Origin of the sequence: Streptomyces sp. CB01373, assembly GCF_002803075.1 — a bacterium.
Taxonomy (GTDB): Bacteria; Actinomycetota; Actinomycetes; order Streptomycetales; family Streptomycetaceae; genus Streptomyces.
Genome location: NZ_NNBK01000008.1, coordinates 250,782 through 276,251 on the forward strand (window position 1 = coordinate 250,782; position 25,470 = coordinate 276,251).

A 25,470-nucleotide genomic window follows, 5' to 3' on the forward strand; every position below is an offset into this window, starting at 1 on the left:
CGTCAGCCGGCCGGACGCCGGGTCAGGTGTGCGAACGCCTCCAGGTTGCGGGTCGATTCGCCGCGCGAGACGCGCCAGGCGTACTCGCGGCGGATCGCCGAGGCGAAGCCGAGTTCCAGCAGGGTGTTGAAGCTGCCGTCGGCCGCCTCCAGAACCTGCCCGAGCAGCCGGTCGACCTCGTCGGCGGTCACCGCGGCCAGCGGCAGCCGGCCGGCGACGTAGACGTCGCCGAGCTGGTCGACGGCGTAACTCACGCCGTACAGCTTGAGGTTGCGCTCCAGCAGCCAGCGATGGACGGCGGACTCGTTCTCGTCGGGGTGGCGGATGACGAAGGCGTTCAGGGACAGCGAGTGCCGGCCGACGATCATCGACAGAGTGGTCGACAGCTTGCGGATGCCGGGAAGCTTCACAACGTAGGTGCCGGACCGCGGGCTCTCCCACTCCAGTTCGGCGCCCTTGAGCACGTCCTCGACGACCCGCGTCGCCCGTTGCTGCTCCGCCTCACCCGTGGCACCCGTGGCGCTACCCATGGGGCGAGCGTACGCGACGCCGGTGGGCCTGCAACGCGGCCGTGTACACGTCGGCCGTGGCCGCCGCCGACGCGTCCCAGCCGAAGAACCGCGCGTGCCGGGCGGCGGCGGCGCCCATCCGGTCGGCGAGGTGCGGGGTGTCGGCGAAGCGGCTCAGCATGTGCGCGTAGTCGGCCGGGTCGTGGCCCTGGACCAGGAATCCGGTCTCGCCGTCCCGTACGGCCACCGGCAGCCCGCCGACCGAGGCGGCGAGGACCGGGGTGCCGGTGGCCTGCGCCTCTATCGCGACGAGGCCGAAGGACTCGCTGTAGGAGGGCATGACCAGGACGGACGCGGCCCGGAACCAGTCGGCCAGCCGGTCCTGCCCGACCGGCGGGCAGAACCGTACGACGTCGGCGATGCCGAGCCGGGCGGCCAGTTTCTGCAGCCCCTCCGGCTTGGCGAGGCCGCTGCCGCTCGGGCCGCCGACGACGGGCACGACGATGCGGGAGCGCAGCTCGGGCCGCCGGTCGAGGAGGACGCCCACGGCCCTCAGCAGCACGTCGGGGGCCTTGAGCGGCTGTATACGCCCGGCGAACAGCGGGATCAGGGCGTCCTGCGGCAGGCCGAGGCGGGCGCGGGCGGCGGCGCGGCCGTCGCCGGGGCGGAAGCGGGTGAGGTTCACGCCGGGGTGCACGACGGCGACCTTGGCGGGGTCGGCGCTGTAGTGCCGTACGAGTTCGCCCGCCTCCTCGTCGGTGTTGGCGATCAGCCGGTCGGCGGCGGTGACGATCTGGGTCTCGCCGATGACGCGGGCGGCGGGCTCGGGGGTGTCGCCCATGGCCAGGCTGGCGTTCTTGACCTTGGCCATGGTGTGCATGGCGTGCACCAGGGGGACGCCCCAGCGCTGGGCGGCGAGCCAGCCGACGTGGCCGGAGAGCCAGTAGTGGGAGTGGACGAGGTCGTAGTGACCGGGGCGTTGGCCGGCCCAGGCCTGCATCACACCGTGCGTGAAGGCGCAGAGCTGGGCGGGCAGTTCCTCCTTGGCCAGGCCCTCGTAGGGGCCGGCGTCGACGTGCCGGACGAGGACGCCCGGGGAGAGTTCGACGGCGGGCGGCAGGTCCCCCGCGGTGGCCCTGGTGAAGACCTCGACCTCGACGCCCTGGGCGGCCAGCCGCTGGGCCAGCTCCACGATGTAGACGTTCATGCCGCCGGCGTCGCCCGTGCCGGGCTGGTGGAGCGGTGAGGTGTGCACGGAGAGCATGGCGACGCGCCGGGGCCGACGGTGCAGCCGCAGCCGCGTGGGGGCTGTCGGGGAACGACGCCCGAGCCTGCTGACGTACTGGCTCACGTGGCGTTCCTCCTCGTTGCGGGCATGCCGAGGGCGCCGAGCGCCCTCCAAGACCCAACGCCGGAGGCCCCGACTCCATTTCCACACCCGGTTCCTTTACTCAATCATTACCGACTCTCGCTCAACCGTTCGACCCCGGTGGGCGTGCCGCCCGGGCGCGACCGGCACGCGACGGACTGCGGGTACCGCAAAAGCACGGCGCGACGCACGCGCACGCGCACGCGACGTGATGGAACGGCCGCGGCACGGGCCCGCGAGGGAGGGGGTGGTACGTCCGTGCCATGGGGGCCGAGGGGCGCCATACCCTCGTATGCATGACATCCCTCGCAGCGCCCCTCCCCCACTCTCGGCTTCGCTCGAGAGTGGGGACCCCCGTCGTGGGAACGGTGACGCGCGGGACGACCAACCCCAACCGGCTCCGCCGCATGGACCGCTGGATCGCGGCCGTGCACGGCGCCGAACTGCGCCGCGCCGCCGATCCGGTGGCGGTCGACCTCGGCTACGGCGCCGCCCCCTGGACGGCGGTCGAGCTGCTGACCCGGCTGCGCACCGCCGCTCCACGCGCGCGCGTGGTCGGCGTCGAGATCGAACCGGCCCGGGTCACGGCCGCCAAGCCGTACGAGCGCGAAGGACTCGTCTTCCGGCACGGCGGCTTCGAGGTTCCCGTCCCGCGGCGCCCCCACCTCATCCGCGCGGCGAACGTGCTGCGGCAGTACGACGAGGGAGATGTCGCCGCCGTCTGGGAGCGACTGCGCGCGCGGCTCGCCCCGGCGGACGGGCACTCGCGCGGAGGGCTGCTGGTCGAGGGCACCTGCGACGAGATCGGCCGCCGGCACGTCTGGGTCGCGCTCGGTCCCGAGGGCCCCCGCACGGTGACCTTCGCCACCCGGCTCGGCTCTCTGGACCGACCGTCCGACCTGGCTGAACGCCTCCCGAAGGCACTCATCCACCGCAATGTCCGGGGCGAGCCGGTGCACGCCTTCCTGCGCGATTTCGACCGCGCCTGGGCGAGCGCGGCGCCGTACGCCTCCTACGGCGCCCGGCAGCGCTGGATCCGCTCGGTGCGCGACCTGGCGGCCGACTGGCCGGTGACGGACGGTCCGACGCGGTGGCGGCAGGGCGAAGTGACGATCGACTGGCGGGCGTTGGCGCCGCGGAACTGACCGGCCGACCAGCCGCGCGGCGGCCGGACGACCGCCCGCGCAACCACCGTGACCTGCGGGGAACGATCTTTGCGGGTCGTTCGTCACACAGACGGGGAGATCGCCGGGAGATCGCCACACCTCTGTCGCTTTGCGCCGAGTCGTGGCACGATCACCCGAGCGTCTGCATGTTACTGACGGTTAACCAGCTGGGGGGCGAGTATGGGACGGGGCAGGCACAGCGTGCTCGCGGCGGCCGTGACCGTGGTCTGCGCGGTCACGCTGCTGGGAGCACCGGGCACCGCTTTCGCGCGCGCGCTGCCGGACCCGGCGCCGCCCGCCGCACCCGCTTCCTCGTCCGCGCCCTCGCCTTCGTCCCCGCCCTCCGTCACGCTCCCGCCGGACCAGGACCTCGAAGCCGTCCGCGCCGAGCTGGACGAGCTCTACCACGACGCGGCCGTCGCCACCGACGCCTACAACCTGGCCGACGAGAAGGCGAAGAAGCAGTCCGCCGAGATCACGGACCTGAACGGGAAGATCGCCGACGAACAGCGGAAACTCGACGGTCTGAAGGAACGCGCCGGCGCCGCGGCCAGCGCCCAGTACCGCACGGGTGGCCTGCCTCCGGAGGTCCAGCTGATGCTGGGCAACGACCCGCAGGACTTCTTCGACGGGGCAGGCCGGTTGCTCCAGAGCCAGCGGGCGACCAAGAACCTGATCGAGGAAACCACCCGCGCCCAGCAGGACTTGGAGCTGTACGCGGGCGATGCCGCCGACCACTTGCGGGAGCTGGAGGCGGGCCGCAAGGCCAAGGCCGCCGCGAAGAAGCGGATCAAGCAGCGGATCAAGGAGGCCGAGCAGCTCGAGGCAAAGCTGGAGAAGCGGCAGCGCGAGCGCCTCGCCGAACTGGAGCGGCAGGCCGCCGATCAGGCGCAGTCGGCCTGGCTGAGCACCGGGATCCTCGACGAACTCAAGGGCAGGGCGTCCGCGTCGGGCAGGAAGGCGGTCGAGTTCGCCACGGCCCAGCTCGGCAAGCCGTACCAGTGGGGCGCCGTGGGTCCCCGCACGTACGACTGCTCGGGGCTCACCTCCCAGGCCTGGGCGGCGGCCGGCCACCCGGTCCCGCGCACCTCCCAGCAGCAGTGGCAGCAACTCGAGCGCGTGGACATCAAGGACATGCGGCCCGGCGATCTGATCATCTACTTCGATGACGCCAGCCATGTCGGGATGTACGTCGGCGACGGCACGATCGTCCACGCACCGCGCCCGGGGCGCACGGTGACGCTGGCCGGGGCGGGCTCGATGCCGATCCTGGGCGTCGTACGGCCCACCACGGACTAGCCCCCACGGCGCGACACCGACTGCGCCCCCAGGGCGGGACACGCACTGAGCCTCCACGGGCCGGACGCCCCTTTCCCCACTCCCCGGTGACCCCGGCCACGTGACCGATCGCACCCCCGGCCGCCACCAAACTCACGGGGGACGTGACCTTCGTCATTCCGGCCCCGGCGGCGCCCTGTCCAACTCCGGTAGGGATCGCGGCATATGACAGGGGCGAAAGCCGGAGCGACGCGCCCCACACCATTCCCCCGCGGCGCCGACTACCGCTAATGTCCCCGTCGGCGGCCCGAGGTCCCTTGGTTACCGCCATGCCCTCGGGGGGAGGGAAGGAACCCAGGACAATGCCCGTGCCCGTACCGCGGCAGAGGACGGTCCCGGCCGCGGAGTGCGACCAGGCACAGACCGCGTCCCACGGCGACGGCACCTCCGCAGCGCAGGCCCCGCGTAAGGAACCAACGGTCGAGAAGGACAGCCGCGCCGCAACGCCGGCCAACACCACCCAGCTCACGCTGCTGCTGATCGAGGACGACCCGGTCGGCTCGCCGATGGTGCCCGAACTGCTCGACGCGTCCGGCAAGCCGATCCGCGTGCGCAGGGCCCGCAACCTCACCGAGGCCGAGCGGCTGCTCACCGACGACGTCCACTGCATCCTGCTCGACCTCGCGCTGCCCGCGCCCGGCCGGTCCGCGGGCGACGACGACGAGCTCGCCGTGCTCCGGCACATACTCGAACTCGCGCCCCGGCACGCCGTTCTCGCGCTCACCTCCTCCGGTGACGCCGAGCGCGCCGCCCAGGCGGTGCGGGTCGGCGCCCAGGACTACCTGTTCCGGGACGAGCTGGACGGGCGGCTGCTGAGCCGTGCGATCCGGTACGCGGTCGAGCGCAAGCGCTCCGACTCGGCCGAGCGCAGGCTCGCCGAGGGACGGCTGCGCGCGCAGGAGAACCGCCGGCTGGAGCGCGGCCTGCTGCCGACCCCCCTGCTGGACGGGTCCACGCTGCGCTTCGCCGCCCGCTACCGCCCCGGCCGCTCGCGCGCGCTGCTCGGCGGCGACTTCTACGACGCCGTCCGCACGCCCGACGGCACCGTGCACGCCATGATCGGCGACGTCTCCGGGCACGGCCCGGACGAGGCGGCGCTGGGTGTGGAGCTGCGTATCGCCTGGCGGGCGCTGACCCTGGCGGGGCTGTGCGGGGACGAGCTGCTGGGCACGCTCCAGCAGGTCCTTGAGCACGAGCGCTCCGACGACGAGATCTTCGCGACCCTGTGCGCGGTGGACATAGCGCCCGACGGGCGCCATGCGGGACTGTGCCTGGCCGGCCACCCGTCACCGCTGGTGATCACTCCTGGCCGGCCCGCCCGGCTGCTGCCGTACGAGAACAACGGCCCCGCCCTCGGTCTGCTGCCGGGCGCCCGCTGGCCCCGGATGCAGGTGCAGCTGGGCGCGGAGTGGAGCCTGATGCTCTACACCGACGGTCTGATCGAGGGCCGGATCGGGGAGGGCGGTGAGCGGCTGGGTCAGGACGGGATGGTCGATGTGGTCCGCCGCCAGCTCGACGAGGGTCTGCGTGGGGAGGGGCTGCTGCGGGCCACGGTGAACGAGGTGCGCGGGCTCAACGGCGGCGAACTCACCGACGATGTGGCCGTGGTCCTGCTGGACCGGGAGCCGTAGCCGACCGACGCCGCGGGCCGCCGTCGGCCCGGGGGTTCACCGGCCGCCGTTGTAGGGCCCGTACGGGCCGTCGCTGCTGCTGCCGCGGCGGCGGCCGAAGCCGCCACCCGAGACGTGCTTGAGCGCGGGGCGGACGTCCACGAAGAAGACGATCGTGGCGACAAGGCCCGCGATCTGCAGGAAGAGCATCGGCACCAGCAGGTTCACCGCGACCGCGACACCCAGGATGATCAGCCAGAAGCCCTTGTTCTGCTTGTCGGCCGCGCGGTACGCGTCATCCCGGTACAGGACGGCCATCCCCAAGGCCACCACGGCGAGCACCAGCATCGCCAGGTAGAGCAGCGACAGGAAGCCGCCGAACGCCGTCATCAGCACAATGCCCACCACCCGATCGAGTCCTCTGTACGGCCACCGTACCCGTGCCCGGCCGCCGTGTATCCATAAGAACGGGCCGGGCGCCCAAGGAGTGCCCGGCCCGCCCCATGTTCCTTCGGCGCGCCTACGGGGTGGGCGGGGTGGCCCTCTTCGCCGTGGGCGGGGTCCTGCGCATGGCCGGACCCTTCCCCTTCCCGTGGTTCTTCTTGGCCGTGATGGGCGTGGCCCCGTTCTCGGCGGGCCCGTCCTCCTTGACCACGACCGGCTCCGCCTTCGGCTCGGGCTCGACGGCGACGGCGAGCTCCTCGACCTCCTCGGCGATGTCCTCGATGCCGTCTGCGGCCTGGCCGCGCCAGGTCCGCACGGCCTGCTCACCGTGCTCGGCGACCTTCTCGTAGGTCTCACGGGCCTTGACGGCGTACTCGGCGGCGACGCCGACGCCGCGCAGGGCGAGGTCCTGGGCGCTCTCGCCGAGCCTCTTCAGATCGGCGTCGAGGTTGGTGCTGAGCTTCTTGAGATCGCTGTCCAGGTAGTTCAGGAAGCCGTTGACCCTGGTCTGGAGGTTCTCCTGCGTCTCCCTGACACGGACGCCGGCCTCCTTGGCGCGGGCGGTGGCACGCGCCTGAACGGCCTTCGGGTCGGTGTTGCGCACCGCGTCGATACGGGCCGGGGCGTCGGCGCGCAGCTGGTCCACCAGGGCGGGCACCTTCTTGGCCTGCTGGAGGGCCAGGTCCGCGGTGCCCGCGGCGAAGTAGAGCGGCGTGGGGTCACTGAGGGTCTTGCGCAGGTCGTCGGTGATGGCCATGGTGCTGGTTCTCCCGGATCGCTTGTGGCTGAGGGTTGTGGGTTTCCGCGGTGGTCGGGCCGCACGCCCGCCCCGTACGGGCCGTGACCGTGGGATCGCTGGGATCACTGATGTCAGCCCGCCGCCTCCCGCGGATCGGCGTCACTGCCGCCGGACGTGCCGGTACGGCCTGGCCCGGCGGGGGCGGTCCGGACGGGTATGGAGCCCTGGTCGGCGCCGTCGCCGTCGCCGTCGTCCGCCGCGCGGGTGCCGTGGCCGGTGGGGCCACCGGTGTCGCCGGTGCCGTCCGTCTCGGCGGTCCCGAACCCGTTCTCCTTGCGGAAGGACTCGTAGATCTGGAGCAGCACCTGCTTCTGCCGCTCGTTCAGCGACGGGTCGGAGAGGATGACGGCGCGTGTCTCGACGTCGTCCCGGTCCCGCTCGGCGTCGAGGATCCCGGCCCGCACGTACAGCGTCTCCGCGGAGATCCGCAGCGCCTTGGCGACCTGCTGGAGCACCTCCGCGCTCGGCTTGCGCAGCCCGCGCTCGATCTGGCTCAGGTACGGGTTGGACACCCCGGCGGCATCGGCGAGCTGCCGCAACGACAACTGCGCGTTGCGCCGCTGCTCGCGCAGGTACTCACCGAGATTGCCGACGTTGAGCGATGCCATGCCTCCACCTTGCACCACTCCCGCTAACAATTGCAAGCATCTTGCTTGCAAGAGTGAGCCCCCCGCCTTTCGCATACCCCCGAATGGGTGGGAGAGCCTCGGACGGGGTCGCGCGGAGCCCGGCATTGACCTTCACCTTGGGGCAGGCCACAGCATCGAGGGGCCGGGCGACGTGCTCGGCGTGAGGAGGGGCGGGCATGGGATTGCTGACCATCGGGGCGTTCGCGAGGGCGTCCCGGCTGTCACCGAAGGCGTTGCGCCTCTACGACGAACTCGGCCTGCTGACCCCCGCCCGTGTCGACCCGGTGACCGGCTACCGCCTCTACGCACCGGAGCAACTGGAGCGCGCCCGGCTGGTCGCCTGGCTTCGGCGTCTGGGGATGCCCCTCGCCCGCATCCAGCTCGTCTGCGCGCTGGAGGCGGCCGAGGCGACCCAGGAGATCCGCTCGTTCTGGGCCCGGGTCGAGGCCGACACCGCCGCACGGCGCGACCTGGCCGCCTTCCTCATCGACCACCTGTCCCGGAAGGACCCTGCCATGTCCCCGACCACCAAGCCCCTGGGCATCCGTTACGCCGCCCTGTCCGACACCGGCCTCGTCCGCGAGAGCAACCAGGACACCGCCTTCGCCGGGCCCCGGCTGCTCGCCGTCGCCGACGGCTACGGCAGGCAGGGAGCCCCCGCGAGCGCGGCCGCCGTCGACGCGCTCAAGCACCTCGAAGCCGACAGCATCCCGGCGGGCGACCTCCTCAATGTCCTGGAGGACGCGATCGAACAGGCCCAACAGGCTGTCCACGGCATCGCGGGGACCGGTTCCTCCTCCGAAGAGGCCGGCACCACCCTCACCGCGATGCTCTGGACCGGCTCGCAACTCGCCCTCGTCCACATCGGCGACTGCCGCGTCCACCTCCTGCGCGACGGGGAGCTGTTCCAGATCACCCACGACCACACCATGGTGCAGACGATGGTCGACGAGGGACGTCTCAGCCCGGAAGAAGCCGCCTCCCACCCCCAGCGGTCGCTCCTGATACGAGCCCTGGGACAGGGAGCCGACGGCACCCCCGACATGCGTCTGCACGACGCCCGGCAGGGAGACCGCTACCTGCTCTGCTCCGACGGCCTGTCGACCGTCGTACCGGCCGAAGAGATCCACCGGGTGCTCTCCGACGCCGGGGAGCCGGAGCGGACGGTCCGCGAACTCGTCGCCCTCGCCAACGGCTCCGGCGGGCCGGACAACGTCAGCTGTGTGGTCGCCGACGTCGTGGGGCTAGTCCAGTGCCCGGGCCAAATGCGGGTTCGCCGTGGCGCGGACCGTCAGGCCGAGGAAGCCCGTGGCCGCCGCGAGGGTCATCGCGTAGGAGTCGACGGCTCGGCGGACGTTGGGGGCGTCCAGGCCGGCGCCGGTCACCAGGCGGTCCAGGTCCACGTAGGCGGAGCGGACGGTCTCCAGCCGGTGGTACACGCGCCAGTCCTCCCGCCAGCCGGCCGTGTACTCGGCGGGCAGGCGGCGTTCCCAGCGGCTGAACATGCGTTCGCGGATCTCCGGGCGGGTCGGCGTGAGGTGCATGTGCCGGACCAGGTCGTACAGCGGGTCGCCGATCAGGGCCATCTCCCAGTCGATGACGGTGAGGGCGAGCGCGTCCTCGCGGCGTACGAGGTTCCACGGGTTCAGGTCGCCGTGCAGGAGCGACGGACGGCGGGAGCCGACCCGGAAGCGGGAGAGGATCTGCCTGAGCCGGGAGGCGCCGGGCAGGCCGAGGAACCGGGCCAGCTGCCGCGACTCCTTGGGCAGCTCGTCCACCAGGATCACCAGTTGGTCGCACAGCCAGCTGAAGAAGGCCTCCTTCCCCGCGACCGGGTCGAGTTCCCGGTAGTCCACTCCGGTCAGCGCGCACAACTGGTCGACGAGCGCGTCCGCCTCGTGCGGTCGCAGGCCGTGCTCCGGATGGCTGGGCGGGCGGTCGGGGTCGTCGGGGCCGGCGTACGTGTGGATGGCGCAGGGCTCCCCCCGGTGGCTGCGGCCCAGGGCGAGGACCTTCGGCGCCGCCACAGGGACGCCGGACCGCTCGATGGCCCGCAGCACGGCATGCTCGCTGAGGAAGCTCGGCTCGCGGCGGCAGACGTTCGCCACCTTGCGGCGTACCACCACCGGAACGTCCGACTCGGGCACCCGGACCACCGAGTTGAGGTGGGCGGTGCCCTTGAGCACCCACCGGGCCGGGGCAGTGCCCTCGGCGAGCAGCGCGTGGCGGATCGCGGAGTCGGGGAAGTCGGGCCGCTCCTGAAGGCGCGGGTCCCACGACCAGGACACCGCTTCCGCGGCCCGCCCAGCACCGCCGGTCCGCCCCGCCGACCGGGAGGCTCTCCGGCGGAAGAGGATGCGTTCGATCTGCGCGGTGTCCGGAACGTTCCTGAGTCCGAGCGGTTCGGCGGCGGCCTCCAGCGCCCGCCGCACGGACGCCGTCGCCTCGTCCAGGCTCTTCTGGTCGGGCGCGTCCTCCAGGGCCCTCGCCGCCCGCATCACGTCCGGGTAGACGGACTGCGCCCGCTCGAAGGCGACGTAGTGCCGCAGGTCCTTGCCCAGGCCGTTGGCGGAGGCGGGGCGGACGCGGCTCATGGCCTCGGCCCAGGCGTCGATCACCTCGTGCCACTGGTGATCCGGGTACCGCATGCGGACCAGGTGCGTCGCGAGGTCGTGCAGCGGATCGCCGTAGGTCGCCAGTTCCCAGTCGACGCCGACGAGGGCCGGATCACCGTCGTACGACATGATCAGGTTGTCCCGGTGCAGGTCCGCGTGGAGCAGGCTGTACGGCCGCCTGGCCATCGCGGGCACGCGCTCGGCCAGTCGGACCAGGGCGTCCTCGGGGATGCCCAGGGCCGCGAACAGCCCGCCGAAGTCCTGCCAGTTGGCCTGCCTGATCTGCCGGTCCGCGAGCCGCGCCAGCGTCTGCAGGAACGCCTGGCTGTCCTTCTCGTTGCGCGGCCACTCGGGCGGCAGCGGGGGCACCACCTCCCTGCGGACCTGGGTCGTCCGGGCGAGCAGTTCCGCCAGCGCCTTGACCAGCAGTGTGTCGACCGGTTTCCCGTCACCGCAGACGCCGGCGAGCGGAACACCCTCGACATGGCTGTGGATCGCGAAGGACTCCTGCTGGACCAGGCACTTCGGAACGTGGGGCAGCACGCCTGTGACGGTGTCGAGGATGTCGCCCTCGTTCTTCCAGGTCCTGATCACCACGGGCAGCACCTGGGCCCGGCGGACGCGCACGGTCACCGACGCGCCGGCCTCCCCGCCGAGCAGCCGCGCCATACGCTCCGTCAGCGGCATGACGTGGTTCTGGTGGTGATGACCGCCGCTCGCCCGGCCCAGCCTGGCGGCGAGCCGCACGAACGCCCTGACGTCGTGGAGGGCGTGTTCCCCGAGAAAGGGACGGGGAGGAGGTGCGCCCACGGCCGCTCCAGTTGCTCAAGTACTCAGAAGTGATGGTGTGGAAAAAGGTACGCCAGGTGCCATAACGGACACGATCGGAGCGCACCCGGCATCGGCACAACGGGTGGCGTGCCCCTGCCTGTGGTCTCCGGCCTGCGTCGCACCGTCGAGGTCACCTCGCACGCCACCTCTTGCGTGCCATACGTGCGAAGCGGAGCTATTGCTCATGCGGTGCGCGCATGCTACAGGAGACCCGTGTGGCGGCCGTGCCGCCCGCCCCAACCGGCGGGGCGCTCAGAGCCCGTCCCGCAGGGTCCGCAGTACCGGTTCCAGGGAGTCCACGACGACGGTGGCGCCCGCCTCCCTGAGCAGCTTCTCCTTGCGGGCGTTGCGGGCGTAGCCGAGGAAGGACACGCCGGCCCGCAGGGAGGCCTCGTGGTCCGCGGGGGTGTCGCCGATCATCAGGGCCCGGTCGGGAGCCGCGCCCGTGGCGCTCAGGGCGCGGTTCAGGCAGTGCGGGTCGGGCTTGAGGGGCTTGAGGTCCCGGGTGCGTCCGTAGACGTGCGGGGCGAAGCAGCCGCCGAGGTCGCGGCCGTCGAGGTACTCGCGCACCACCAGGGGCGAGTTGTTGGTGGTGACGGCCAGGCGCGAGCCCAGGGCCTTCCAGGTGCGGATCAGCGGGTCGGCGTACGGGGTGGGCTGCGCGGAGGGGACGGCTCGCAGCTCCTCCTCGGTCAGCCGCGCCTCCAGCTCCGTGACGAGGTCGCTGCCGGGGTGCCGGCGGTCCACGGCGCGCAGGACGACGTGCGGGTCGTGCGACTGCCGTTCGGGGCCGGTCAGCACGCCGTGCAGGCCCTGGCCCTCCAGCCACCGCACCAGTTCGTCCGCCACCCGCTCCGCCGAATGCCCGGCGAACAGCCGGCAGATCGGCCCGTCGAAGTCCCAGAGCACGACATGGGCATCCGCGATCAGGTTCCGCAGTTCCTCGGTCTCGTTCCCGGTCTCGGCTGTCACCGCTTCGGTCTGCGTCGTATCAGAAGTCACTAGGAGAGTGTCAGATCCGACGTGATGGTTTCCCAGAGGGCGTCGAACCACTTCTGCGATTCCGCCACGAACGCGGCGTCGCGCTGCCCGGTCGCCTGCTCGAAGGAGAACAGCAGGGACTCCGTGCCGAGGACGTCGTACATGTCCAGCGTCCCGTCGTCCGCCGCCTCCTCGCGGCGGGTGATCATGTAGTACGCCATCAGCGCCTCCGCGCCGTTGAGCAGGTAGAGCTTGACCGGCGGGGTGAAGGGCAGCGCGCGGAAGGCCACGCGGACGTCGATGCCGTGGGTCGCGCGCAGGGCCTTGAGGTTGTGGCTCAGGACATGGCCCTGGGCGTTGCGCTGGGTGAGCCAGCGCCCGTGGACCGGGTCCTCCTCGGCCGGCCGGTCCACCGAGATCGGGAAGGCCAGGTCGATGTTGCGGGACGGCAGCAGAATGCGCACGTCGATCGACTCGGGGCGCAGCCGGCCCTCGTGGATCAGCCGCAGCGGCTCGCCGACGGCGATCATCAGGGACTCGGCCGTGAGGCAGGCCGCGTCGATCCTGACCTGCCGGGCGGAGAAGGCCTCCACGAGCCGGGGCGCGAGGCCGACCATCGTCGGCTGCGGCTCGGCGCGGGCGGCGACGGGCGCGGCGACGCGCGGCGGGCTGCCCTTGGTGACGTTGCTGAGCAGGCCGTCGGCCTGGAGCACCCGCAGGGCCTGGCGCACGGCGCCGCGCTCCACCCCGAACTCCTCGGCGAGTTCGGCCTGTGTGGGCAGGCGGTCGCCCGGCCGGAGCTCGCCGGTGCGGATCCGCTCCCGCAGGGTGCCGGCGATCTCCTGGGGCGAGCTTCTTCTGCTGCCGTTCACGGCCACGCTCTCCTGGGTCACGACCAAACGTTACAACTTTGCTCCATCTGAAGGGAGTTGTTTGGAACTTGTTCATTGATAGCGACCAAGTGGAGACAACTGAAACGTAGTTGGTCACCAACTCGACCGAGCACGGCGCGATGGGTGCCCTCAGCTCGTGAGCAGCAGCTCCGAACTGATCGTCTCCCACAGCGCGTCGAACCACACGTGGGACTGCTCGACGAAGGCCGTGTCCCGCGCTCCCGCGCCCTGCTCGAAGGCGAAGAGGATCGACCGGGTCCCCTCGGCGTCGTACAGCTCGAGGGGCTCCTGGTCGATCTCCTGCTCACGCCGCCGCAGTGTGTAGTACGCGAAGAGCGCCTCCCCGTCGTTGAGCAGGTACAGCTTGACCGGCGGGGTGAAGGGCAGCGCGCGGAAGGTCACGTGCACGTCGATGCCGTGGGTGGCACGCAGGGCCAGCAGGTTGTGCTTGAGCACCTGGCCCTGGGCGTTGCGCTGGGCCAGCCAGCCGCGGCGCAGCCGGCCGGCGTCGGAGGCGTCCACCGGCACGGGGAAGGCGAGGTCGATGTCCCGGCTGGGCAGCAGCACGCGGACGTCGACCTTGGCCGGTTTCAGTCGCCCGGCGTGGATCTGCCGCAACGGCTCGCCGATGGCCAGGTTGAGCGAGATCGCGGTCAGGCACAAGGCGTCGATCGCGACGTGGGAGGCGTCGAAGGCGGCCTCGATACGGGGCGCCAGCGCGGCCGTGGTGGGCAGCGGCCGGGCGGCGGGGCCGGTCAGGGCCCCCACCGGGCCGGCCGCGACGGTCGCCGGGCTCCCCTTGGACACATTGGTGAGCAGGTGTTCCGCCTGGAGGATGCCCAGGGCCTGGCGCACGGCCCCGCGCTCGACGCCGAACTCGTCGGCCAGCTCCGCCTGGGTGGGCATGCGCTGGCCCGGCCGCAGCACTCCGGTCCTGATCCGGTGCCGCAGTTCGTCGGCCACCTCGCGGTGTGACCTCTGTGGCCGCTGTGACCTCTTCCGTCCATTGACGGAGGCATGTTCCGGGTCCACGGCAAAACGGTACAACTTCCCGCCATCTTGCGGCAGTTCACGGGAAGGTGGTTATGAGCCGCTTCCAAGCGGAGATAACAGCAGTGGAGTTGGTAGCCAACTTGAGCGACATGGCCGAACCTTCCAAGTGTTGGCCACCAGGTGACGGTTGGTACGTACGACCGTGCTCCCTTCCGGAGGGGAGCCGGGAGCCCGGTCGGCCGGCGCGCCAACGGGGAGCGGCAGCCGGTATCCGGCACCGCGCAGGCACAGCCACAACTGAACAGCCGGCACGCAGCCGGCACGAACAGCCGGTGCGCAGCCGGCGGGTACGGCAGGCACAGCCACAACCGAACATGCGGCACAGCCACAACTGAAGACCGTCTCGTACCGCCACAACTGAACAGCCACGCTACGGATGCGTCATACCCGTCACCCGGCACCGGCAGGAAGGAGCGCTCAGAACATGTCCGGGCACCAAGGCCGCCTGGACGTACGCAGCAGGGCGTCGGCCCCACGGGCGGCGCCCGCTCGTTCTTCCCGGACCCGGCCCAGCGCGGCGAGCCGCACCGCCGACTCGTCGCCGAGCCACAGGGTCGCCAACTGCGCCACGTCCAGCGTCAGATCGGCGCTCCCGGTCGTCGGCGTACAGCTCACTCCGGCGGGCGACGCCTCGAGGCGCCAGCGCCCGCCGGCCATTCCGGCCGGATCCAGGACGTCGAGGATCAGCGTCCCCGTGCCCTCGTACGTCCGCGCCTCCAGGGCCCGACGGACGTCGAGGATCCGCACCCACAGCCAGTCCGCGTGCGTGGTCACGGTGGCGGCGCGCGGGTCGGGAAGGAAGTGGGGCAGCAGGTCGTCGGAGGCCCGCCAGCCGCTCTTGACCTTCATGATCCAGTCGATCGAGCACAGGTGGAGCCACAGCGAGCGCTCGGCGGCCGGGGTCACCGCGACGAGGTCCTTCACGGTGGCCGTGTTCAGCGGCTGCTTGGCGTCCGACCAGGTCTCGTCGCACTGGTACACCGCCAGCCCCTCGACCGTGCCGTCCGCGGCGCGGTAGACGGCGTGGAAACGCTCGGTCCACCGGCTGGGGTCCGGGCGCACCACGCCGGTGCTGACCTGCCACCAGCGGTCGGAGCGGTCGACCGCACCGGGCTGGGCGCGGCGCAGCCGCTCGTGCAGCTCCGGGCCGAGCTTGCGTACGTCCTCCGCGTCCACGAGGTCGACCCGGCCGCCGTCCTCCGGCCCCGACCGGCGGGGGTCGAGGCCGGCCCGGGGCACGTCGATCGCCCACTCGGTCATCCAGGCGGCCGGACCGAAGCCGTAACGGCCGTAGATCGGGTACTCGGCGGCGATCAGGGTCGCCACGACGTCACCGCGCTCCTTCGCGGCCGCCAGGTCCTGGGCCATCATCCGGGTCAGCAGGCCGCGTCGGCGGTGGGTGGCGGTGACGCTGACGTTGGTTATCGCGTCGGCGGGAACGGTCGCCCCGCCGACGGCCGTGATCTCCTGCGGGAAGGACCGGAACGTCGCCACGCACCGGCCGGCGTCGAAGGCGCCGAGGGTGCGGGACGGCTCGACGTACGTGCGCAGGTCGGCGATCTCGGCCTCGGAGACGCCGGGGGGACGCAGGAAGCCGGTCTTCAGGGCGCGGCCCCAGTCGGGGATCTCGGCCTCGGTGATGGTCCGTACGTCGATGTCGGGGCTGGCGGCAGTCATGGGCTGACAGTAGGGGCGCCGGGGGCGGGGTGTCGCGGTGTTTTCCTCCACCCCGCCGTCCCGCCCCTCGCGCCTCACGGACCGCGTCAGACGAGCAGGTCGTCGACCTGGGCCTCCCCTTCGCGGTACCTGCGGGCGATCTCCGTGCCGCATCCGTCGGCCGTGCGCTGCAACTGCTGCCGCCGCCCGGACACCTGCTGCTCGTACCGCACCAGCCGCCCCATCGCCGCGCCCAGCTCCCGGTCCGTACGCGCCCCGAGGTCCGACAACTCGACCTCGGCGAGCATCTCGGCGGCGAGCTGCCGGTACTCCTCCCCGTGCGGTGTGCCGAGCGTCACATGCCGGGCGGAGGAGCGCTGCCGGGCGGGCGCGTCCTTGAGGATCTCCGCGAGCCGCTCGACGACGGACCCCTGCTCGGGCGCGGACACCTGCCCGGCGCCCAGGACGGACTCCGGCCCGCGCCGGGCCAGCTCCGCGCGCAGGATGTCGATCCGCCCCTGGAGCAGCCGCCGTACGTAGCTCAGGTCGGCCTCGTCCCGCTGCGCCTGCCGGCGCAGCGCGCGCAGCTCCGGCAGGCTCAGCGCGGTCAGGTCGGGATGTGCGTACCCCGTGCCCGGAGAGCCGGGCCCGGGGTCCACGGAGGGCGGCCCGGGGCTGTCGGTGCGCTGCACCGGCGGCCGGTGGGCGTCGGCGACCTCCGCGAGGATCGGCGAGGCCGCCGCCGGGTGCCGCTCGGTACTCGATGTGCTCATGGCGCCTCAACCGTCCCCTCGACCGGCGCGTACGACAGCATCGTGCCACCCTGAGTGGCCATGATGTGACCGAGTGCGCCCGATCGGCCCCGGATGGAGGGTTACGGAGCGGAAAGAAGCACGATATGGCCCCCTCACGGCACCCGGACGGCCGAGAGGCATCATGGTCGGCATGCGAGCGGTGGTGCAGAGGGTGGACGGCGCGAGCGTCGTCGTGGACGGCGAGACGGTGGGGGCCATCGACGGCGAGGGGCTGTGCGTCCTCGTCGGGGTCACCCACGAGGACACCAAGGAGAAGGCGGCGCAACTGGCCCGCAAGCTCTGGTCGGTCCGCATGCTGCACGACGAGAAGTCGTGCAGCGACACCGGCGCCCCGCTGCTGGTCATCAGCCAGTTCACGCTGTACGGCGACGCCCGCAAGGGCCGCCGCCCCACCTGGAACGCGGCCGCGCCCGGCGAGGTCGCCGAGCCGCTGGTGGACGAGGTGGTCGCGCGGCTGCGCTCCCTGGGCGCGACGGTGGCGACGGGCCGGTTCGGCGCGCGGATGCGGGTGTCGCTGACGAACGACGGCCCGTTCACCGTCCTGCTGGAGGTGTGAACCGGCAGGTGTGAGCCTCGGTGACCTGTGAGCCGCGGGGAGGCTACGGCTCCACGACCACTTCCTGCGCGGCCGCCGTCTCGCCCGCCATCAGCCGTGCGTCCACCGGGACGTTCCGCTTGACCAGGGCGAGCGCGACCGGGCCGAGCTCGTAGTGCCGTACGGACGTGGTGATGAAGCCGATCTTGCGGCCGTCCGGGCCGTCGTCGGCGAGGCGGATCTCGGTGCCGGCCACCGGCAGGTGGACCTCGCTGCCGTCGAGGTGCAGGAAGACCAGGCGGCGCGGCGGCTTGCCCAGGTTCTGCACCCGGGCCACGGTCTCCTGACCCCGGTAGCAGCCCTTCTGGAGGTGCACGGCCGTGCCGATCCAGCCCAGCTCGTGCGGGATCGTGCGGTGGTCGGTCTCGAAGCCGAGCCGGGGCCGGTGCTGCTCCACCCGCAGGGCCTCGTGGGCGAGGATCCCGGCCGGCGGACCCGCCTGGCCGGCGTAGGACTCCAGGTCCGCGCGGGGCAGGAAGAGGTCGCGGCCGTAGGCGGTCTCGCGGACGACGACCCCTTCGGGCACCTCGGCGATCGAACCGGCCGGCAGGTGCACGACGGCGAAGTCGGCGGTGCGGTCGGCGACCTCGACCCGGTAGAAGAACTTCATCGACTCCAGGTAGGCGATCAGCTCCTCCTGGGTGCCGGGCTCGACATGCGCCCAGACCGTCTCGCCGTCGTCGACCAGATAGAGCGCGTGCTCGATGTGGCCGTGCGCGGACAGGACCAGCGCCTCGGTGGCACGGCCGGCAGGCAGGTCGCTGACGTGCTGGGTGAGCAGCAGGTGCAGCCAGCTCAGCCGGTCCTCGCCGGAGACGGTGACGACACCGCGGTGCGAGAGGTCGACGAATCCGGTGCCGTCCGCGAGGGCGCGCTGCTCGCGGAACAGGTCGCCGTAGTGGGCGGCGACGCCTTCGTCCACACCCTCGGCCGGAACGGCGCCGGGCAGGGACAGCAGGGGGCTCTTCATGAACACAAGCCTACGACTCGGTACTTGCACTCCTGCCGGCCGAGGCGCCCGAAGCCGCCGCGGCCTTGCCCGCGCAGTCCGCGCACCGCCCGAAGATCGCGAAGTGCTTCATGTCGGTGTCGAAGCCGAACTGCTCCCGCAGCTTGGCGGTGAACTCGGCCGCCACCGACAGATCCGCCTCGATCACGTTCGTGCAGTCCCGGCAGACCAGATGGATGTGGTGGTGCCGGTCCGCCAGGTGATACGTCGGCGCCCCGTGCCCCAGATGGGCATGGCTGACCAGCCCGAGCTCCTCAAGGAGCTCCAGGGTCCGGTACACGGTGGAGATGTTCACCCCCGACGCGGTCTTCCTCACCTCGCCGAGGATGTCGTCGGGCGTCGCGTGCTCCAGGCTGTCGACGGCTTCGAGCACGAGTTGCCGCTGCGGGGTCAGCCGGTAGCCACGCTGCCGCAGATCACTCTTCCAGTCGGTGCTCACCACACCCCAAGTCTAGGGTCTTCCGTTTGGATCAGGTCTGATCCGAACGAGAGACCCTGGGACCAGGGCCGTAAGCCGGCCGGGCTCACTTGAAGAAGGCGATCCCGTCGTCCGGGAGGTCGTCCGGGAGGGCCTTGGCCCAGCGTTCGACATCCTCGGGGGTGACGACCTTCTTCAGGTGGGCGGACATGTAGGGGCGCAGCTCGACGTCCGGGGTCTGCTTCTCGCCGACCCACATCAGGTCGCTCTTGACGTAGCCGTACAGCCGCTTGCCACCGGTGTAGGGGCGGGAGGCGGCGGTGCGGGCGACCGCGTCGGTGACCAGCTCGATCTGCGGCTTCTTGTGCGCCAGCTCGCCGTACCAGATCTCGATGACGCCGTCGTCGCGGGTCATCGTGACCTCGACCTTGCGGTCGGCGTCGATCCGCCAGAAGCCGGACTCGGACTCGAGCGGCTTCACCTTGTTGCCGTCGTTGTCCAGCACCCAGGTGCGGGAGTGGTACTCGAGGAAGTCCCGGCCGTCGTGGGTGAAGCTGAGCTCCTGGCCGAAGTTGCACCTCTCGGCGCCCGGGAAGTCGTGCACGCCTGCGCCGGCCCAGTCACCGAGCAGGAAGGCGAGGGGGACGAGGTCCTTGTGGAGGTCGGACGGGATCTCGATCATGAGCGGCGATTCCTCTTCGGGGTCAGCGCTGGCCCTGGTACAGCTTCTTCACGGTCAGGTAGGCGAAGGCGAGAACGCCGACGCAGACCAGGACCAGCAGGGTTTCGAAGAAGATCTCCACGGGGTGCTCCTCGGTTGAGCAGGTGCGGTATGTGCACAGGGCCGGACCCCAGCTTAGTCGGCCGGGGTCCGGCCCTCTTGGTGAGGTGCGCCCACCTCGTCAGGCGAGCAGCTCGCTCTGCAGGATCACCGTCTGCTGGAAGGGGACGGCGGGCGCGGTGCCCTTGCGGGTCTGGAGGACGACCGCGAGGGTGTCGCCCGCCGACAGGTACGCCTGGCGCACCTGTTCGGCGCCGTACGGCTTGGCCTCGGCGTAGACGGAGTACCCGATGTCGTCGACCTCGGCCCGGGCCGGAAAGTCCTCGTCGAAAACGGAAACCGCGGCTCCGCGCACCTGGTGGGCCGGACCGTCGTACGCGGTGATCCCCGTATCGCTTCCGACCAGGTGGTCCACGAGCGCGGCACTGTTGAACTGGAGCAGGTAGATCCGTGTGTGCGTGCCGTCCCGCATGGTCCAGCCACGGGCCGCGATGTGCCGCAGACCGTGGTCGGTCAGCTGCTGCCCGAACTTCTTCCGGTCGCTCTGCCGCGCGTACTCCGCGAGGAAGTCCTTCGTCCCCAGCCAGCCGTCAGTGCCGCGCAGGGTTTTGTCCTCGCGGGCCCCCGCGGGCGCGGGCAGCACGAGGGCCCGCAGGTCGGCGTGGTGCGCCCAGGCCTTGTTGGACGCGGCGAACGGAGCGGGGCTGCCGGACGGCAGCGGCGGTCCGACGATCCGCGGGTAGTCCCAGCGCCCGTCCGAGGAGGTGGCGAGTCCCGGTACGTCCGTGCGGTCCATGCCGGTGACGCCGTACGCCGTCCCCGCCCCGGCCGCCGCGAACACGACGGCGGCCGCGGTCCAGCGGAGTACCGCCCGCAGTCCCCGCCGGTCTCGCCGGGGCTCGGGCTCCGGGAGGACAACGGCGGCCGGCGGCACGTCCGGCACCGGTGGTGCGGCGGTCACGGGTGTCTGCTGCTCGGTCATACGGCCTTCCCCGGGTCCTTGATGCGGTCGAGCTGGTCGCGGAGCAACCGGGCCACGCCCTTCTTGTCCAGCGGCTTGACCCCGTAAGCGGTGGCACTGACCAGGACGTCGCCCTCGTAAGCGGAGCAGCTCACGAAGTCGATCTTCCCGCCGGAGTCCGCGGGCGGCAGGAAGCAGCGGGCGTTGCGGTGGCCCTCGATCCGGGGCCCCGCCCGGAAGATCTTCATCGCGGCGAGGAACTCCTGCTGGGCGACCGCGATGGAGCGCACGGTCCCCCGGTTCTCCATCCGGGACAGCACGATCTCGACAGCGAAGGCTTCGTCGACATCCGCCCCGAGGCGCCCCGGGTCCTCGACGCTGAGGTAGCTGCGCATGGCCATGCCCGTGATGTGCTGCTTGTCGATCTGCTTCTCCAGCAGCCGCCGCTGGGAACGCGGCAGGTTCCGCAGCGTCTCCTTGCGCAGTGCGACGGCCTGCGCTCCGCTCAGTTCGGCGTCGGCACCGTACGCGCCGAGGTCCGGGCCGCGCCCGTATCCGTTCGTGCCGTAGGGCAGCAGCATCGCCTTCAGGCCGGTGTCCTCGGGCTGCTCGCCCTCAGCCACCGCGTGGGGCAGGCGCCAGACGGGTTCGCCGGGGTCCCGGTCGGCGCCGCGGACGGTGACCGCGGTGAAACCGATGCCGCCGGCGAGCGCGGCGAGCAGCACGACGCATCCGGCGACCAGCCCGGCGCGGCGGCGCCGGGAGGACGCGACGGCCGGCTCCGGCGGTGGCACCGGCACGGTCCGCGGCGCGGGTCCGACGGGTCCGGCCTCGCCGGACGGACCGGCCTCCGTGCTCGGGTCCTCGCTCACAGCCGCCCCACCTGCCGTTCGGCCAGGCTCATGATCTCCTTCTTGGACACGGGCTTGGTGTCGTAGACGTAGATGTCCATCGCGATGTCGCCGCGCCAGGCGTGCGCCTCCGCCGAGTACACGGGGAGGTAGCCCGGCTTCCGGTCGGGCGTGCTGTCCACGTACGCCCTGCCGTCACCCGTGCCGGGAACGGGCCAACTGCGGTTGCCCGAGTCGCGCTCGGCCCAGTACGTCCCGTTGTCCATCTGCTCGATGGCGGCCACGTCCTCCTCCTGGTGGTACTGCACGAGGTGGATCTCGACGGAGTGCGTGTCGTTGGTCCGCCACGTGGTGACCGCGGCGCGGCGGAACTCGCTCTTGACCTGGTTCTGGAAGGCCACCTCCGGTCTTTTGTAGGTGCCCGCGTACTCGGCGAGGCTCAGCCAGCCGTCGTGGCCCGGCGGGAACGGGACGTCCCGCGCGCCGCTCGGCCGCGGGAGCAGCAGCTTGCGCAGGTCGCCGTCGGTCCGTACACGACGGTCCTGGGCGGCCGAAAGGGGTTCCGGAGCAGGGCCCTTCGCCCGCGCGAGCGTGGGCTGCGAGAGGGAGGGCAGCCGGGTGGGTTCACGGTCGGCCTGGATCAGATAACCGGTGCAGGTGCCGGCCACGGCGCCGAGGACGGCGGCGGTGGCGACGAGCAGCACGGTACGGCCGCGTCGGCGGGCGCGGGGTGCGACCGCCGGCTCCTCCGGGGCGTTCGGCGCATCCGGTGCCGCGAGCGCTTGCCGCGCCTCGGGTGCTTCCTGCACCTCAGGCGGTTCCTGCACCCCGGGTACTGCGGTTGACGGTTCGGATCTTTCGGGTACTTCCAAGACGTTCCCCCCAGAACGGGAAGCGCGCCTTCCGTATGCGCGCTCCCCGGGAGACTCACGGATGACGTCCGTGGTTGCAAGGGAGTTGTTTACGATTCGGGCATGGCGAAGAAGCTGGTGATCAAGGTGACCGCGGGGGCGGACGCTCCCGAGCGGTGCTCTCAGGCGTTCACGGTCGCGGCGGTGGCCGCGGCCAGCGGGGTGGAGGTCTCCCTGTGGCTGACCGGGGAGTCGTCCTGGTTCGCGCTGCCGGGCCGGGCCGCCGAGTTCGAGCTGCCGCACGCCGCTGCGCTGCCCGACCTGATCGAGTCGATCCTCGCGGCCGGCCGTCTCACCCTGTGCACCCAGTGCGCGGCCCGCCGGGACATCACGGAGAAGGACGTCATCGAGGGCGTGCGGATCGCGGGCGCGCAGGTCTTCGTGCAGGAGGCCCTGGCCGACGGTACGCAGGCGCTCGTCTACTGAGAGATCTCTCCGGAGGCTAGTGGCGCTTCTTGCCGTCCAGTTCGTCCCACCACTCGTCGGACTTGGGGTCGCCGGACGGATCGTCCCACCAGCGGTCCTCGGGGCCGCGCCGGTTGGCGACCATCGCGGCGACCGGCGGGATCACCATGGCGACCAGGCACATGCCGACGGCGGCGGGGACCGACCAGATGCGCACGACGCCCCACGCCAGGACGAACAGCCCGACGCAGATCCCCATCATGGCGAAGTACACATGCCGACGTCGTGCGTACATACCTCCAGGGTAGGTCCGTACGGGCCTGCCGTGCGGGGGCGGGAACGCCGGAAGGGCCGCGCCCCGGGTGTCCAACCCGTGGGGCGCGGCCCTTCGGCCGTACCGTGCCCGGAACCGCCCGCGCGGACCGTCCGGGCAGACCGCTCAGACGGCGATCGCGACCTCCGCGAGGCCGCCCTGCTGGGCGACGACCGTGCGGTCGGCGCTGGCGCCGGGGACGAGGGCGCGGACGGTCCAGGTGCCCTCGGCCGCGTAGAACCGGAACTGGCCCGTGGCGGAGGTGGGGACCTCCGCGGTGAACTCGCCGGTCGAGTCCAGCAGACGGACGTAGCCCGTCACCGGCTCGCCGTCGCGGGTCACCTGACCCTGGATCGTGGTCTCACCGGGCTTGATCGTCGAGGCGTCCGGGCCGCCGGCCTTCGCTCCACACATGTGCTTCTCCAGAGGTTCGATGAGGTCGAAACGGTCTGAGCCGTCGTGCTTACTTGCCGGAGCCGAGCTCGATCGGCACGCCGACCAGGGAGCCGTACTCGGTCCAGGAGCCGTCGTAGTTCTTGACGTTCTGCACACCGAGCAGCTCGTGCAGCACGAACCAGGTCAGCGCCGAGCGCTCACCGATGCGGCACAGGGCGATGGTGTCCTTCGCCAGGTCGACCTGCTCGTCCTCGTAGAGGGCCTTGAGCTCCTCGTCCGACTTGAAGGTGCCGTCGTCGTTGGCGTTCTTGGACCACGGGATGTTCCGGGAGGTCGGCACGTGGCCGGGGCGCTGCGACTGCTCCTGCGGCAGGTGGGCCGGGGCGAGCAGCTTGCCGGAGAACTCGTCGGGCGACCGGACGTCGACGATGTTCAGCTTGCCGATCGCGGCCACGACCTCGTCCCGGAAGGCGCGGATGGAGGCGTCCTGCGGCTTGGCCTCGTACGCGGTCTCCGGGCGCTCCGGCACATCGGTGCCGTCGACCAGCTCGCGGGCGTCCAGCTCCCACTTCTTGCGGCCGCCGTCGAGGAGCTTGACGTTCTCGTGGCCGTACAGCTTGAAGTACCAGTACGCGTACGAGGCGAACCAGTTGTTGTTGCCGCCGTAGAGGATCACCGTGTGGTCGTTGGCGATGCCCTTCTCCGACAGCAGCTTCTCGAAGCCGGCCTGGTCGATGAAGTCACGGCGGACCGGGTCCTGGAGGTCCTGGGTCCAGTCGATCCGGATGGCGTTCTTGATGTGGTTCTTGTCGTACGCGGACGTGTCCTCGTCCACCTCGACGATGGCGATGCTCGGGTCGTCCAGGTGTTCCTGGACCCAGTCGGCGTCGACCAGGACGTCGCTGCGGCTCATGCTCAATCTCCTCCGGGGCAGGTACGGCGGGGCGTGCGAGTGCGAAGGGGCGCGCGGGTACGCGTTCGATGCCGGCGTACACGGCGCGCGGGTGGGCCCCGGGTCGTCACGGGGCGGGGGATACGGGAGAGGGCTCCCGCTCAGGAAGTGCGACAGAGCATGGCGGCAACACGGCACAGGTCCACTGCCCGCCGCTTCGTGAGATCCGCCTGTCGCTGCATGGTGTCGATCGTAGGGAGGGAAAGGCGGACATGTCACCGGCGTGTCGGATGCTGAGACGCGATCGTCCGGGATGTGGGAACGGAAGGGCTCCCGGGTCATCGCCCCGCGGCCTCCGGGCGCTCGTGTCCGTTCTCGGCCGCGCGGCGCATCTGCGCCGCGGACGAGGTGTCTCGCTACTCGGACACCTCGCCGGTCCCAGCGGGCTGCCTACCCGGCCAGCCTGACGTCCGAACCCTTCACCGTGATCTCGACGCCGTCCTTCGCCGCCCGTACCGAGTCCAGCCGGACCTCGCCGGGCAGCCGTTCGATCGCCTGCTGGAAGTCGGTGATCGCCCGGACCCGGCTCTCGGGGAGCCGCAGGCCGCCCACCACGGGCAGGTCGTCGGCGCTCACCTCCACCTTCTTGCCCCGCACGGTGACCGAGCTGAGCACGGAGAAGGTCTGCTTGATGCCCAGCGCTCCCGCCTCGACCTCCACGTCGACCTTGACCTTGCCTGCACCGCCGTCGGACAGGCCGACCACGTGGGCGGCGACGCCGGGAAGGACCGGCGTCGGCTTGGACTTGGCGGCCTTCAGCAACTCGTCGTAGGCGATGGTCGCGGTGCCGGTGGCGGTGGACGCGGTGGCCGAGCTGTAGTCGCCGGAGAACCTCACGCCCCGCATGTCGGCCTCGATGCCGGCGATACGGATCTTCTGGCCGCCGTTCCCCGTGGCCGCCTCGTAGTCCTTGATGCCGACCCGGACGTCGTCGAGCTCGCCGCCGGCCACCTGGGTGAGGAACGGGAAGCCCTCGATGGACACGTCCGGGGTGCTCGCCAGGTTCTCCGTCGTCCTGAGCCTGTCGGCCGCCTGCCCCTCCGCGAAGTGCACCGCGACCCGGTCGACCACCACGAACAGCACGCCCAGGACCACGACGACGACCAGGAGTACTCTCAGCGCTCGCAACCGGTTCCCCCTCGGCGGTCCTTCACGACCGGATGGCCGTCA

Annotated in this window: 27 protein-coding genes and 1 pseudogene; 6 read left to right on the top strand and 22 right to left on the bottom strand. The window is 71.6% G+C overall.

Annotated features, from left to right (window positions below; translation table 11 throughout):
- Window positions 1-2: 2 nt before the first annotated feature.
- Both CG719_RS14860 and mshA read right to left on the bottom strand, forming a co-directional pair.
- Window positions 3-530, bottom strand: a complete 528-nt coding sequence (locus CG719_RS14860; protein ID WP_100569085.1) for a YbjN domain-containing protein — start codon at window positions 528-530, stop codon at window positions 3-5.
- Entirely contained in the window at window positions 523-1,860 is a 1,338-nt protein-coding gene (gene mshA, locus CG719_RS14865; protein WP_100569086.1) for a D-inositol-3-phosphate glycosyltransferase, read from the bottom strand. Before mshA ends, CG719_RS14860 begins: the two co-directional genes overlap by 8 nt.
- Window positions 1,861-2,237: 377 nt before the next feature.
- Here mshA and CG719_RS14870 point away from each other — a divergent pair, with 377 nt between their 5' ends.
- From CG719_RS14870 to CG719_RS14880, 3 genes are all read left to right on the top strand, one after another.
- Complete coding sequence (locus tag CG719_RS14870; RefSeq protein WP_100569087.1) at window positions 2,238-3,023, top strand: SAM-dependent methyltransferase; 786 nt, start codon at window positions 2,238-2,240, stop codon at window positions 3,021-3,023.
- 201 nt (window positions 3,024-3,224) lie between these two features.
- Window positions 3,225-4,343, top strand: a complete 1,119-nt coding sequence (locus CG719_RS14875) for a C40 family peptidase (RefSeq protein ID WP_199836641.1) — start codon at window positions 3,225-3,227, stop codon at window positions 4,341-4,343.
- 341 nt (window positions 4,344-4,684) lie between these two features.
- Complete coding sequence (locus CG719_RS14880; RefSeq protein ID WP_100569088.1) at window positions 4,685-6,013, top strand: PP2C family protein-serine/threonine phosphatase; 1,329 nt, start codon at window positions 4,685-4,687, stop codon at window positions 6,011-6,013.
- A 36-nt stretch (window positions 6,014-6,049) separates the two neighbouring features.
- Here the strand turns inward: CG719_RS14880 and CG719_RS14885 are convergent, their stop codons facing one another.
- From CG719_RS14885 to CG719_RS14895, 3 genes are all read right to left on the bottom strand, one after another.
- Window positions 6,050-6,382, bottom strand: coding sequence for a DUF2516 family protein (locus CG719_RS14885; RefSeq protein WP_376495866.1), 333 nt, complete (start codon window positions 6,380-6,382; stop codon window positions 6,050-6,052).
- Between the two features lie 130 nt (window positions 6,383-6,512).
- A complete protein-coding gene (locus CG719_RS14890) occupies window positions 6,513-7,193 on the bottom strand; it encodes a hypothetical protein (protein ID WP_100569089.1) in 681 nt (226 codons plus the stop codon).
- A 113-nt stretch (window positions 7,194-7,306) separates the two neighbouring features.
- Window positions 7,307-7,843, bottom strand: coding sequence for a helix-turn-helix domain-containing protein (locus CG719_RS14895; RefSeq protein ID WP_100569090.1), 537 nt, complete (start codon window positions 7,841-7,843; stop codon window positions 7,307-7,309).
- Between the two features lie 197 nt (window positions 7,844-8,040).
- Here CG719_RS14895 and CG719_RS14900 point away from each other — a divergent pair.
- A pseudogene (locus tag CG719_RS14900) lies at window positions 8,041-9,105 on the top strand (MerR family transcriptional regulator); the annotation flags it as partial.
- A gap of 3 nt (window positions 9,106-9,108) precedes the next feature.
- Here the strand turns inward: CG719_RS14900 and CG719_RS14905 are convergent.
- From CG719_RS14905 to CG719_RS14930, 6 genes are all read right to left on the bottom strand, one after another.
- Window positions 9,109-11,166, bottom strand: a complete 2,058-nt coding sequence (locus tag CG719_RS14905; protein ID WP_100569155.1) for an aminoglycoside phosphotransferase family protein — start codon at window positions 11,164-11,166, stop codon at window positions 9,109-9,111.
- Between the two features lie 396 nt (window positions 11,167-11,562).
- Complete coding sequence (locus tag CG719_RS36420; RefSeq protein WP_234375589.1) at window positions 11,563-12,282, bottom strand: HAD family hydrolase; 720 nt, start codon at window positions 12,280-12,282, stop codon at window positions 11,563-11,565.
- A 29-nt stretch (window positions 12,283-12,311) separates the two neighbouring features.
- The gene (locus CG719_RS36425; RefSeq protein ID WP_100569092.1) at window positions 12,312-13,190 is read right to left on the bottom strand and encodes a winged helix-turn-helix domain-containing protein; all 879 of its coding nucleotides are present in this window, start codon (window positions 13,188-13,190) and stop codon (window positions 12,312-12,314) included.
- Between the two features lie 123 nt (window positions 13,191-13,313).
- A complete protein-coding gene (locus CG719_RS14920) occupies window positions 13,314-14,231 on the bottom strand; it encodes a winged helix-turn-helix domain-containing protein (protein ID WP_100569093.1) in 918 nt (305 codons plus the stop codon).
- A gap of 423 nt (window positions 14,232-14,654) precedes the next feature.
- The gene (locus CG719_RS14925) at window positions 14,655-15,914 is read right to left on the bottom strand and encodes a GNAT family N-acetyltransferase (protein WP_100569094.1); all 1,260 of its coding nucleotides are present in this window, start codon (window positions 15,912-15,914) and stop codon (window positions 14,655-14,657) included.
- Window positions 15,915-16,000: 86 nt separating this feature from the next.
- Window positions 16,001-16,666 (bottom strand): RsiG family protein, encoded by a 666-nt coding sequence (locus CG719_RS14930; protein WP_100569095.1) that lies wholly within the window; start codon window positions 16,664-16,666, stop codon window positions 16,001-16,003.
- Between the two features lie 172 nt (window positions 16,667-16,838).
- Between CG719_RS14930 and dtd the strand changes: the two genes are divergently transcribed.
- Window positions 16,839-17,264: a D-aminoacyl-tRNA deacylase gene (gene dtd / locus CG719_RS14935; RefSeq protein WP_100569156.1), complete on the top strand. Its 426-nt coding sequence runs from the start codon at window positions 16,839-16,841 to the stop codon at window positions 17,262-17,264.
- 43 nt (window positions 17,265-17,307) lie between these two features.
- Here the strand turns inward: dtd and ygfZ are convergent, their stop codons facing one another.
- The 6 genes from ygfZ to CG719_RS14970 all read right to left on the bottom strand — a co-directional run bounded on the left by ygfZ (window position 17,308) and on the right by CG719_RS14970 (window position 22,132).
- The gene (gene ygfZ, locus CG719_RS14940; protein WP_100569157.1) at window positions 17,308-18,273 is read right to left on the bottom strand and encodes a CAF17-like 4Fe-4S cluster assembly/insertion protein YgfZ; all 966 of its coding nucleotides are present in this window, start codon (window positions 18,271-18,273) and stop codon (window positions 17,308-17,310) included.
- A gap of 10 nt (window positions 18,274-18,283) precedes the next feature.
- Complete coding sequence (locus CG719_RS14945; RefSeq protein WP_100569096.1) at window positions 18,284-18,754, bottom strand: Fur family transcriptional regulator; 471 nt, start codon at window positions 18,752-18,754, stop codon at window positions 18,284-18,286.
- Between the two features lie 82 nt (window positions 18,755-18,836).
- A complete protein-coding gene (locus tag CG719_RS14950; protein ID WP_100569097.1) occupies window positions 18,837-19,412 on the bottom strand; it encodes an FABP family protein in 576 nt (191 codons plus the stop codon).
- A gap of 220 nt (window positions 19,413-19,632) precedes the next feature.
- Window positions 19,633-20,493 carry a hypothetical protein gene (locus tag CG719_RS14960; RefSeq protein ID WP_100569098.1) on the bottom strand — a complete coding sequence of 287 codons (861 nt, stop codon included), beginning with the start codon at window positions 20,491-20,493 and terminating at the stop codon, window positions 19,633-19,635.
- Complete coding sequence (locus CG719_RS35405) at window positions 20,490-21,344, bottom strand: hypothetical protein (RefSeq protein WP_159024884.1); 855 nt, start codon at window positions 21,342-21,344, stop codon at window positions 20,490-20,492. Before CG719_RS35405 ends, CG719_RS14960 begins: the two co-directional genes overlap by 4 nt.
- Window positions 21,341-22,132, bottom strand: a complete 792-nt coding sequence (locus tag CG719_RS14970; RefSeq protein WP_100569099.1) for a hypothetical protein — start codon at window positions 22,130-22,132, stop codon at window positions 21,341-21,343. The genes CG719_RS35405 and CG719_RS14970 overlap by 4 nt, the downstream gene beginning before the upstream one ends.
- A gap of 165 nt (window positions 22,133-22,297) precedes the next feature.
- Between CG719_RS14970 and CG719_RS14975 the strand changes: the two genes are divergently transcribed.
- A complete protein-coding gene (locus CG719_RS14975; protein WP_100569100.1) occupies window positions 22,298-22,660 on the top strand; it encodes a DsrE family protein in 363 nt (120 codons plus the stop codon).
- A 16-nt stretch (window positions 22,661-22,676) separates the two neighbouring features.
- Here CG719_RS14975 and CG719_RS14980 read toward each other — a convergent pair whose 3' ends face one another.
- From CG719_RS14980 to CG719_RS14995, 5 genes are all read right to left on the bottom strand, one after another.
- Window positions 22,677-22,934 (bottom strand): DUF3099 domain-containing protein, encoded by a 258-nt coding sequence (locus CG719_RS14980; RefSeq protein WP_100569101.1) that lies wholly within the window; start codon window positions 22,932-22,934, stop codon window positions 22,677-22,679.
- Window positions 22,935-23,078: 144 nt separating this feature from the next.
- Window positions 23,079-23,366: a DUF1416 domain-containing protein gene (locus tag CG719_RS14985; protein WP_100569102.1), complete on the bottom strand. Its 288-nt coding sequence runs from the start codon at window positions 23,364-23,366 to the stop codon at window positions 23,079-23,081.
- Between the two features lie 49 nt (window positions 23,367-23,415).
- Entirely contained in the window at window positions 23,416-24,261 is an 846-nt protein-coding gene (locus tag CG719_RS14990) for a sulfurtransferase (RefSeq protein WP_100569103.1), read from the bottom strand.
- Window positions 24,262-24,401: 140 nt separating this feature from the next.
- Window positions 24,402-24,482 (bottom strand): putative leader peptide, encoded by an 81-nt coding sequence (locus tag CG719_RS37540; RefSeq protein ID WP_355139345.1) that lies wholly within the window; start codon window positions 24,480-24,482, stop codon window positions 24,402-24,404.
- A 208-nt stretch (window positions 24,483-24,690) separates the two neighbouring features.
- Window positions 24,691-25,428 (bottom strand): LmeA family phospholipid-binding protein, encoded by a 738-nt coding sequence (locus CG719_RS14995; RefSeq protein ID WP_100569104.1) that lies wholly within the window; start codon window positions 25,426-25,428, stop codon window positions 24,691-24,693.
- Window positions 25,429-25,470: the final 42 nt, after the last annotated feature.